Genomic DNA, 8,926 nt, shown 5'->3' on the forward strand with positions numbered 1-8,926 from the left:
GGCGGGGATGAAGGAAAAGACGGATGCGCGCGGGGCACGCATCCATCGCTGGAACGTCAGGCGGTGACCGCCATCTCCAGGTCGGTCGGAGCCGGCCCCCTGGTCGGATGAGCGGCTAGCACGCCTTGGCGGATGAAGTCGCCCAGCGCATTGGTGAGCACTGGGACGTCAATGGCGAGCCGGAACCCTTGCAGCGGCCCGAGGGCCATGGGCAGGGAACGCAGCATCTCGCGCTCGCGCAGCAACGCCAGGACTGGCGATTGCCAGTGGTCCAGCAGCGGCAGCGGGCAAGTGTCCTTGACCAGTTGCCACAGACGTGACGTGGGATCGTCCGCGGAGCGCGGCAGCAGCGCCAAGGCGCTGGCCGAACTCTTGTCGGGCCGGATGCAGCGCCGGTCGAACAGCCAGAGATTGACCATCGAGCCGAACAGCGTGCGGCGATAGCTGCGGGTCAGGCGCTTTTCAAGGCGCTCGACCGAGCCGACGAACACGGGCAGCGAACCGCCCTGGTCGGTGATGACGTGGAACTGGTCCAGGCCATCCTCGCTGCGGCCCAGAGTGAGCCGCCCGATGAATTGCTGGATGGCGGTATCGCGCGCCCAGACCGAGAGAAAGATCAAGTCGCCCTGGTCCCCGCAGACGCAGGCATCGGCCATGAGGTCGCTGCATTCGTCGATGCGGTACAGGGGCTGGTTGGATGAAGGTGCAGGCATGGTGGTGTCCTCGATGAAGTGAGGGGCACCACCGCCCGCGGGGGCAATGGATGCCCCGTGGGGATGAAAGAATGTGGGTGGCTCGGGGGAATGCCCCTCGTCATGTGTCGCAAGTGCCGTCAGGAACCCAGTACGGAGTACGCGCCGTCGGCCGTATGCTTGACGAAACGGTTGCCCGCATTCATCACGGCGTCGATCTGAACCTGGTTGAACATGCTTTCGGGCACGCTGATCCGAAAGCGCCGCAGGACTGCGCGGTAGTAGTCCAAGTCATGGCCGAACGGGTCTGCCTCGTACAGATTGCTGTAGAGGAAGTTCTCGTCCAGTACCTCGATGGTGTCGTCCTCCAGCTCGGCCGGCTTGCGGATGAGCAGGAAGAAGTGCTGCATCGGCCGGTCCCAGCCGAGAATGACGGTGATGGGAAATCCCTTGTGGGAAGTCTCGAAGTAGTGCTGACTCATAGTGAAGCTCCGTGATTGAAATCGCCGGTCGCTTCCCCGTCGGGAAACAGACCCGGCGGGTAGGTGAAATGCAGCAGATACAGGGATGAAGATCGGGCTGCGTGGCGTGTGCCGTTCTCAGGCCGTCAGTGCCTCGGCGGATGCCGTGGGTGTGCGCCGTCGCGCGTGGTAGGCGCGAACGCCTGTGCGCCAGTCGGCGGACTGTTCAGGTGCCATGTCGAGGTAACTCAACGGGCACGAGTAGTAGTACGGGTGCATGGACTCGTCCAATGGCTTGTAGCCCCATTGGCCGCCGCTGCGTTCAAGCAGATCGCAGCGGATGGTGCGCAGGGACTGGCCCGGTGCGAGACCACGATGCACGTCCTCGGTCTTGGCCGTTACTTCGACCACGGACCACAGGACGTTGCCGCGCAGCGCGTGGGCGATGACCTTCACGCTGGCACGCTCGGTCTCCTGCGGAGCGATGAGTTCTGCGATCAGGTCGGATCGCGATTGATGAGAGAAATACCAGCCCATGAGAAGCCTCCTGAAAAAATGGAGCCGGAGGCCTCCCCGCAGGGAGGGTACCCGGCGGGTGACGAAATGCCGTCTAGGCGTTGATGAAGTCGACTATCAGTACTCAAGGTCGCCGCAGCCGGCAGGACAACAATTCCGATCGATGCCGTGCATGCAGTAGCCGTGTGCAGCGTTCCAGTCTTGGGTCTCCTGCCGTTCGGCAGGTGTTGCGTAGTCCCATTCCCGTGCAATTTGCAGGGCCTGCGCACGCTGGTTCTCGGGCAGTTGACGAGCTTGCGCGCCGATTGACGAACTGAAGCGTTCGACGTAGTAGTCGTGAGACAGCCCGCAGCCCTTGGCGGCTTGTTCAGCCGTAGCGTCGCAGACGGCCCGCCAGGCGGGTTCATCCAGCGGGCAATGATCATCGATGAGACGTGATGGGGTATCGCAAGCGATGGTTGACATGGTGAAAACCTCCAGAACAGCACTGGAGTCCTCCCCCGCGAAGGGAAGGCACCCCAGCGGATGATGAAGAGCACCGCGGATGCGGCGCCCGTACTCACGCAGGTTGCAGTTCGGCTTCGCGGCTCCACTCCTGCGTCTTGAAGTCCAGCGCGTAGCCCAGTTCGCCAAGGCGGGCGATCTGCGCGCGCAGGGTGCGGCGGTCGATGGTTGAATCCAGCTTCACGGACTCCCCCAGCGGCCACAGGATGCCGAACAACGCGGCGTCGCCATCCTCGGCACTGCCCGATGACGTGGGCGCAACCGTTGGCGGCGCGTCCACACCGAACGGCGTGGTGTCGACGAGCGGGTCCGACAACGCCTGCACAGACGCAGGATTGGCGGGCTTGGATGCCTTGGTCGGCTTGGCCGGCGTTGCCGCAGGCTGCGTCCCTTGCTCTTCATCCAGCGGATCGACCTCTTGCGGGGCGAAGCTATGTACTTCGGCCTTGCTCAGCTTGTCGATGCCGAAAAGCGTCATGCCGTCCAGGTTGGCGCGCATCTCGAAACGCATGCTGCCGTCGCTGACCGGATAGCCTTTGAGGAAGATGTAGCGGAGGACGAACTCCCCTCGATACTTGCCCTCGGGGTACTGCTCCAGTTCGGCGTCTTTGATTGTGAACTTGCCGAGTTGGCATTCGAGTTTGCCGACGTTGAACTTGCCGTTGCGGCCGTGAATGGTGCGCAGCGTGAGCTGGCCTGGGACAACGATGGGCGAGACCGAAGTCTCGGATGCCGATGTGGCTGCCATGATGGTTCTCCTTGTGAGTAGAAAAAGGGCAAGGCCCCGTTAGGGGCCATGCCGGATCAGAAGGAAGCAACCAGTGCCGGCTCCTGCTCCTCGACTTCGCCTTCGGGCTCGCGCTCGGCGGGCTGTTCAGGCTGGTCGGAAGCGGCGTCGGCGGTGTCCTCGGCTTCGGGCGACGGAGCGTCCTGGGCCGATGGCGTCTCGGCTTGCGCGGGACTCGTCGGATAGACTTTGGTGCCGTCGATCTTGATCAGACCGATGTGGACCAGCGTCGATTCCAGGTTTGCGGCCGGTTCCCCGGCGTGCTCGCCCTTGGTGCGGATGTACGGGTCGATCTTCATGTCGTTCAGACGGAAGGCGATCAGTACCTTGCGATCCCCTTCGATGGCCTGCACGCACCGGCGAACCAGGTGCTCGGCTTCAGGGGTTGCGACGATGGTGTCGAAGTACCGATATTCCGGTTCATCGACAGGCCCGCTCAGTGCGGCGATGGTGCATGCCAGGAAGGGATCGCCATCCTTGGGGGTGACGTCCTTCACACGGCTGAGGTAGCCAATGCCGCGGGTGATCAGCTCGTGCTGCTTGATCGAAGCCAGTTCGGTTCGCTCGATCAGCTCGGCCTTGAGCAGCCGGGCCTTGAGGGAGCCGGCGACTTCGCCCTTGCGCTCGCCCTTGTCACGGATGAAGGGATCGCCGCGCAGATCGCCGGTACGGAAGCGCACCAGCGGACGCTGCTTGGGATCGTCAATGCCGATGTAGCTTTGGACCAGTTTCTTGGCCTCGGCACCGGAGACCTTGACGTCGAAGTAGCGGTAGGTCGGGTTCTTAGCGGAGCCGACCAGCGCGGCGATGGTGCATGCCAAAAACGGCTGCGCACGGCGGCCGCCCCTGACAGGTACTTCACGGGCACGCTGGATGTAACCGATACCCGAGGTGTGGAGGTCGAAATACGATTGCTCGTTGGACGTGGTGCTCATGGTGAATCTCCATAGGGAAAAAGCGGAGACACACCGACCCACGCATGCGGGGAAAGGTGCGTAACCCCGCGGTGGGTTGATAAGGCGGAAGCATCCACCACCAGAGACTGGTGGTCGCTCGCGGACGGATGCGGTGCGAGCTGGGTGATCAACGCGGGGAAACCGCGCCGTAGCCTTGAAGATCGTGGCTACCTGGGATGCTGCTGACGACTGTCAGCAAGGCATGGGGTCAGCATGGACGGGGATCACGCGCGTGGCAGCAATCAAACGGTATCCGGGCGCGCCCCGTTTTTCGTGGCACCAGAGGCTGTCCACAGGTTGTAGCCAGTGAGGTCGATAGCCCGTCCATCCGCATCAGTCGCCGCAGAAACAGGCGATGGGTTCGTCGGCGGGGTCGAACAGGTCTCCCTGATCCGCAGCGAAACGAGCCAGGTCGGCATAGCTGGGGCCATCGACACGGAAGCGCGCCCCGCTGGGCTTGCTGGCCAGGTTCAACGACTCCATCCGAATCCACCACACGGCGGCTTCGGGACGGGCCTTGATGAGTGCCAGGCGTTGCCCGCGCGGCTTCAGGAAACAGAGGTCGCAGTTGCCTTCGAGCGTGCGCCCATTCACGGTGAGCAGATCGAGGTTGAACGGCTGCGCCTGCCAGAACGCGCCTACATCGCGCACCGTGACGCCAGCCTCTGCCAGCGGCATGCAAATGGTCTCGTGGGTCGATTCGGTGGAGTGGCCGCGTGCGCGGATCTTGGCAACGCGGCGCTGTTCGTCGGCCCGGATGCCGATCATCTGGTTCCAGTCCGTCCAGCCAAGATGCCGCAGAAAGCGGTGCATCGGGCGTATCTTCAGGCTGGTCGTGCAGCCCCTGGCTACGGGGTTCGGCAGATACTGGCGCTTGCGGATCAGTGCCTCGAAGGGCTCGCCCTGGCGGCTGGCCCGGCCGAAATCGACCTGAATGAAGCCCGGCTCCATGGGCAGATACTCCAGCCATTGAATGGGCACCTGCCAGTGCTCGGCGCAATCGTGGACGAAGCGCAGGGTCGCTTCCACTTCCTTGCCCGTGTTGGCAAAGCAGACCACGGTATCGGCAGGCAGGCCGCCATTGGCTTGTAGCACCCGCCAGAGCATGTAGGCGCTCGTGCGCCCGCCGCTGAAGCTGATGCAGGTCGGTTCGGTGATCTTGAAGGGATCGTGCATGCGGTCGTCTCCGGTGGTATGCCGGCGCGCTGGCCGGCGAGGCAGGCCTTGGCGGCCGGAGACGAACGCGCACGCGCGGCGAGAGCCGCAGTGCAGGGAAAAGAGAGCCCCCGGGCGTGGGGGCTGGGAGGGCTGGCGGGTTCGACGCTATGCCGGGGAAACTGCTTCCAGCGAGAGGTGCGTGGCCGTTGCGGACAGCATCAGGTCGTCGTTGCTGTGCAGGATGCGTGCGAAGACGCCTTCCGTCGGATCGAAGAACTCCCCGAAGTCGTCACCGCCCAGTTCGGTGCGTGCCAGTTCCCACCAGTCGTCGAACGGGTCGATGTCCGGGTTGCAGCCAACGGCGTAGGCCAGCAGTTTCATGCGGTTGTCGGGGCGGCGCTCGCCATGCTCGGCGAGGAAATACACGCCCTGATCCTTTGCGAGGATGAGGCGGCCTTGATTGGCGATCGCTTCGGCCAGCACAGGGCGTAGATCGGCCCCTTTGAATCGTAGTGACATGGTTGAAATCTCCTGTGGGAATGGAAAAAAGGCCCTTCACCTGGATGGATGAAGGGCCCGTGGGGCACGTGGTTGGCGAACCTGGGCATCAGTCGAAGTGCTGCCTGGATTCATGCTCGTTGAACCAGAAGCCTGCCGCGTTGTTGATGGCGGATTCGTTGGGCGAATTCACCAGCGTGTCATCGGGCGTGTCGGGCGTCATACCGATACCGCTTGGCGCTGCCGAGTTGTCTTCTTGTCCAGGACGCTCACGCCGATTCGGCGCCAGCGCCCGTCGTCGATGAGCCGCTCCAGTACTTCACCAAGCATGTCGAAATACACCTCGTCATGCCGGTCGACCAATTCGCCATCGCGGTGCAGTTCCACCGCGTAGACGTCGCTCGCACGGTCGTACAGCACCGTTACGCGGCCCTCGAACTTCGCGGTCGAGACCGTGAAGCTGATCGCCGGAGGCGTTTCGAGAATCTTCGATGGGACCGGATCGACCCAACTGAAGTCCTTGGCACCTGCATCGACCAGCATGTGGGTGATCCGCCGGAAGCCATCGGGCGCAGGCATTTCTTCCATCTGCTGGATGAGCTGGCCCAGCTCCATGCACTGCGGTTCGGGGATGGGCAGCTTGGCAGGAGCGGAGCCGAGGATGTGCCGGGTGATGGTGTACGGCGTGCCATCTGCGGTCTTCTCGGTGATGACTTCGAGGGTGTCCGCGCGCAGACCGTCGAAACGGCGCCGAGCGTAGGGTTCGACACGCACCTTGGTGCCTTCCGTGGGGACGGTGGTCACCAGCTTGGGATCAAGGACTGCGAACTCGGATGGCTTGAGCTTCACGACGATGGCATCGTCGGTCGCTGCGACCACCTTGCCCTCGAAGGGATTGGGATCGAAAGCGAAGCCTAGTGCAGACGGTTGCGGCAGACCATCGAACACGCGGTACTTGTACGTCCGTACGTTGCGTGGCACGTGACCGGCGACGAACGAAGGCATCAGGGTTTTGATGAGGTTGCGATCCATGGGAATCTCCTGGAAGGAAAACCAAGGGACTCCCTGCCCGCAAGGGATGGGGTCCCTTGTGGGTGGCGTGGATGGGCGTGATACGCCCGAGAGATAGAAAACGACCAGTGCGGTTTCCCGCACTTGCAGTCTTGAAGGCCTCGACTGCCTGGGCATGTGTCGACAACGCCGACGAACATGCAGGCAAGGATGGCTGGTGGGCGGGCACACGGCTCGCAGGAAACGGCACCCCGCGATACCCGCTTTCCTGTGCTGGAGGCAGGACAAAGCCCTTCAGGAGGGGCTGTGGGTCAGGCTTCGTACACGAAACAGTGCTCGCGCTGCCGTGGAAAAAAGATGTGCTTCCAGCTGTCGCCGCTGGTGCTGCCGCCGTCGAACACCACCATCTCGTAACGGCCGATATCGGTGTCAATCAGGTCCAGCGTGGCGATGTGGCGCATGTGCAGCGTGCCGCTTGTGCGCTCGAACACCAGGGTCTGGCCGATGGCGTCATCCTGGCTCATGGCGTTGATGCAGGCCCCAAGCTGCTGTTCGAAGTCCTGTGTAGGTGTGATGAACATGGGATTGCTCCGAAGAAAAGAGGCCGGCCCATCTCCTTGGAGGGAGGCGGGCCGGCGTTGAGGGCGGAAAGAATGGTTGGCGCGGTAAGTAACGCTACAGTTCGATCAGGGGAAGGCCTGGCAGAACAGGTGCGTCAGCGTCCAGGATGAGGATGCGCACATCGGCCTGGCCCGCCAGTTCAAGGATGTTCGCCAGGTCGTCAGGCATGCCCTTGTCGCGGTGCTCCTGCCGAAGCTGTGCGGCGGTGATGCCTTCGGCGTGCTCCAGGTTGAAGTCTGTCCAGGGCGTGGAGATTAGCTTGACGCCGATCGCCGGGCTGTACGGCACACGAAAGGCGATAAACAGAAAAGGCTCAGGTGTGCCGAGGTCAGCGAGGCTGGCCAGATACTGGTCGGTTTTGTGGCTGATGTGCGCGGTGCTGATTTCCCAGCAGCGGCTGTAGAAACCCGTCTCAAAGCTCAGCCGCTGGATCACTTGGCGGGCCGACTCTTCGGAATAGGTGTCACCCACATGGATGGGCTGGCCGTCGAAATTGTCACCCTCGATGGCATAAACCACCGAGCGGACAATGCCGTCAGCCTGGCACTGCGCTTCCAACTCGGGCGGAACCTCCTGGCCCTCCGTGATCAACGCGAAGTCCTGGCCGACCAGGCACGGGAACCGTGCCACCTGATCGTCGGGCAAGCTCGCCTGGCTGGCATGCAGCGGCCGCCAGACAGGTGGGCTATCGTCCTCGCAGGTGATGAGCAACGTGCGGACGGTGCGCAGATTCCGGTAACCACGGACGAAGGGGTTGTTGGACTCGGACATGAGATTGGTCCTCCATTGAGAGAATACCGAGGCCAACCCCCACCGGGGATGGGACCCCGGTGGGTTGAGAAAGAAGTCAGGCGTCAGGCGGCGCCGATCGTTGGCATCCGGACCAGCCTTTCGGCAACGCGCTGGCGCACCTTCAGGCGGAACGCTTCGTCATGGATGCCCGCCAACAGGTTGGCGGCCTCCAGCGCAATCAAAGCCGATGCCTCTTCGGCGTCGGAAGCCAGAATGGCGTTGCGGAGCCGATGGCCGAGTTGCGAGGCCTCCGACGACGTTCGGAAGATGCGGACTTCGCGGCTCAGAAAGCAGCCGTTGCGTAACCGGTCACTGAGCGGCGTCCTTCTCCGGCCTCCGTCCGCGCGGAACAATCCCTCCCACATTCATCAGGGAGGAGCCGGCAGTGACTAGGGCGACAGCGACCAACAACAAGTGGCGGCGGCGTAGCCGTCAGGAATGGCAAGCAGTCATCGCGCGGTTTGCCGAGAGTGGGCTGGGGGTCGAGCCGTTCTGCGCCCGTGAGGGGCTCAGCGAGTCGACCTTCCGGCGCTGGCGTAGCCTGCTGGGCGAGCCGAGTACGCAGTCCGCCGCGCCGGCGATGGAGCGCATCGGCTTCGTCGACGCCGGCACGGTCAAACTCGGCGGCACGGGTCGCCTCGAGCTGCGGCTCGATCTGGGCGACGGCGTGATCCTTCACCTGTCGCGCGGCTGATGTTCTTCCCCGAAGGCGCGGTCCGCGTCCATGTTTATGGCCGCCCGGTCGACATGCGCAAATCCTTCGATGGCCTGTACGCGCTCACCCGCCAGGCGCTCGGCTGCGATCCGCTTTCGGGCGAGCTGTTCGTATTCATCAACCGGCGCGGCACGCAGATGAAGGTGCTGTACTGGGATCGCACCGGATTCTGTGTGTGGGCCAAGCGCCTCGAACAGGGACGCTTCGTGTCGAAC

The 8,926-nt window shown here is 63.3% G+C and carries 14 protein-coding genes; 2 read left to right on the top strand and 12 right to left on the bottom strand.

The window, feature by feature from the left end; translation table 11 throughout:
* Positions 1 to 56: 56 nt before the first annotated feature.
* The 12 genes from GPA21_RS08440 to GPA21_RS08495 form a co-directional block, all read right to left on the bottom strand.
* On the bottom strand, positions 57 to 713 hold the full coding sequence (locus GPA21_RS08440; RefSeq protein WP_168987760.1) for a hypothetical protein: 657 nt from the start codon (positions 711 to 713) through the stop codon (positions 57 to 59).
* 119 nt (positions 714 to 832) lie between these two features.
* Positions 833 to 1,174 (bottom strand): hypothetical protein, encoded by a 342-nt coding sequence (locus GPA21_RS08445; RefSeq protein ID WP_168987761.1) that lies wholly within the window; start codon positions 1,172 to 1,174, stop codon positions 833 to 835.
* Between the two features lie 117 nt (positions 1,175 to 1,291).
* Positions 1,292 to 1,690 (bottom strand): hypothetical protein, encoded by a 399-nt coding sequence (locus tag GPA21_RS08450; protein ID WP_168987762.1) that lies wholly within the window; start codon positions 1,688 to 1,690, stop codon positions 1,292 to 1,294.
* Positions 1,691 to 1,786: 96 nt separating this feature from the next.
* Complete coding sequence (locus GPA21_RS08455; protein WP_168987763.1) at positions 1,787 to 2,134, bottom strand: hypothetical protein; 348 nt, start codon at positions 2,132 to 2,134, stop codon at positions 1,787 to 1,789.
* 94 nt (positions 2,135 to 2,228) lie between these two features.
* Positions 2,229 to 2,921: a DUF3275 family protein gene (locus GPA21_RS08460; RefSeq protein WP_168987764.1), complete on the bottom strand. Its 693-nt coding sequence runs from the start codon at positions 2,919 to 2,921 to the stop codon at positions 2,229 to 2,231.
* Positions 2,922 to 2,977: 56 nt separating this feature from the next.
* The gene (locus GPA21_RS08465) at positions 2,978 to 3,895 is read right to left on the bottom strand and encodes a DUF3577 domain-containing protein (RefSeq protein WP_168987765.1); all 918 of its coding nucleotides are present in this window, start codon (positions 3,893 to 3,895) and stop codon (positions 2,978 to 2,980) included.
* 354 nt (positions 3,896 to 4,249) lie between these two features.
* Complete coding sequence (locus tag GPA21_RS08470; protein ID WP_168987766.1) at positions 4,250 to 5,092, bottom strand: phosphoadenosine phosphosulfate reductase domain-containing protein; 843 nt, start codon at positions 5,090 to 5,092, stop codon at positions 4,250 to 4,252.
* Between the two features lie 147 nt (positions 5,093 to 5,239).
* Positions 5,240 to 5,593 carry a DUF3085 domain-containing protein gene (locus GPA21_RS08475; protein ID WP_168987767.1) on the bottom strand — a complete coding sequence of 118 codons (354 nt, stop codon included), beginning with the start codon at positions 5,591 to 5,593 and terminating at the stop codon, positions 5,240 to 5,242.
* 198 nt (positions 5,594 to 5,791) lie between these two features.
* A complete protein-coding gene (locus GPA21_RS08480; protein ID WP_168987768.1) occupies positions 5,792 to 6,604 on the bottom strand; it encodes a GTPase in 813 nt (270 codons plus the stop codon).
* A gap of 290 nt (positions 6,605 to 6,894) precedes the next feature.
* Complete coding sequence (locus tag GPA21_RS08485; RefSeq protein ID WP_168987769.1) at positions 6,895 to 7,164, bottom strand: uridylate kinase; 270 nt, start codon at positions 7,162 to 7,164, stop codon at positions 6,895 to 6,897.
* Between the two features lie 94 nt (positions 7,165 to 7,258).
* Complete coding sequence (locus tag GPA21_RS08490) at positions 7,259 to 7,975, bottom strand: DUF5983 family protein (protein WP_168987770.1); 717 nt, start codon at positions 7,973 to 7,975, stop codon at positions 7,259 to 7,261.
* An 83-nt stretch (positions 7,976 to 8,058) separates the two neighbouring features.
* Positions 8,059 to 8,361, bottom strand: a complete 303-nt coding sequence (locus tag GPA21_RS08495; RefSeq protein ID WP_246261839.1) for a hypothetical protein — start codon at positions 8,359 to 8,361, stop codon at positions 8,059 to 8,061.
* A gap of 20 nt (positions 8,362 to 8,381) precedes the next feature.
* Between GPA21_RS08495 and tnpA the strand changes: the two genes are divergently transcribed.
* Together tnpA and tnpB are read left to right on the top strand one after the other, a co-directional pair.
* Positions 8,382 to 8,690 (top strand): IS66 family insertion sequence element accessory protein TnpA, encoded by a 309-nt coding sequence (tnpA, locus tag GPA21_RS08500; protein ID WP_168987771.1) that lies wholly within the window; start codon positions 8,382 to 8,384, stop codon positions 8,688 to 8,690.
* A partial coding sequence (gene tnpB, locus GPA21_RS08505) for an IS66 family insertion sequence element accessory protein TnpB (RefSeq protein ID WP_168987772.1) occupies positions 8,690 to 8,926 on the top strand: 237 nt, incomplete at its 3' end. The genes tnpA and tnpB, both read left to right, overlap by 1 nt.

The sequence above is a fragment of the Azoarcus taiwanensis genome (assembly GCF_012910885.1).
In the GTDB taxonomy this organism is placed as follows: domain Bacteria; phylum Pseudomonadota; class Gammaproteobacteria; order Burkholderiales; family Rhodocyclaceae; genus Azoarcus_F; species Azoarcus_F taiwanensis.

Coding starts and splice junctions, on each gene's coding strand:
- GPA21_RS08450 (WP_168987762.1), bottom strand. CDS start 1,690: ATGGGCTGGTATTTCTCTCATCAATCGCGATCCGACCTGATCGCAGAA.
- GPA21_RS08490 (WP_168987770.1), bottom strand. CDS start 7,975: ATGTCCGAGTCCAACAACCCCTTCGTCCGTGGTTACCGGAATCTGCGC.
- GPA21_RS08460 (WP_168987764.1), bottom strand. CDS start 2,921: ATGGCAGCCACATCGGCATCCGAGACTTCGGTCTCGCCCATCGTTGTC.
- GPA21_RS08480 (WP_168987768.1), bottom strand. CDS start 6,604: ATGGATCGCAACCTCATCAAAACCCTGATGCCTTCGTTCGTCGCCGGT.
- GPA21_RS08470 (WP_168987766.1), bottom strand. CDS start 5,092: ATGCACGATCCCTTCAAGATCACCGAACCGACCTGCATCAGCTTCAGC.
- GPA21_RS08445 (WP_168987761.1), bottom strand. CDS start 1,174: ATGAGTCAGCACTACTTCGAGACTTCCCACAAGGGATTTCCCATCACC.
- GPA21_RS08495 (WP_246261839.1), bottom strand. CDS start 8,361: ATGTGGGAGGGATTGTTCCGCGCGGACGGAGGCCGGAGAAGGACGCCG.
- GPA21_RS08465 (WP_168987765.1), bottom strand. CDS start 3,895: ATGAGCACCACGTCCAACGAGCAATCGTATTTCGACCTCCACACCTCG.
- GPA21_RS08485 (WP_168987769.1), bottom strand. CDS start 7,164: ATGTTCATCACACCTACACAGGACTTCGAACAGCAGCTTGGGGCCTGC.
- GPA21_RS08475 (WP_168987767.1), bottom strand. CDS start 5,593: ATGTCACTACGATTCAAAGGGGCCGATCTACGCCCTGTGCTGGCCGAA.
- GPA21_RS08440 (WP_168987760.1), bottom strand. CDS start 713: ATGCCTGCACCTTCATCCAACCAGCCCCTGTACCGCATCGACGAATGC.
- GPA21_RS08455 (WP_168987763.1), bottom strand. CDS start 2,134: ATGTCAACCATCGCTTGCGATACCCCATCACGTCTCATCGATGATCAT.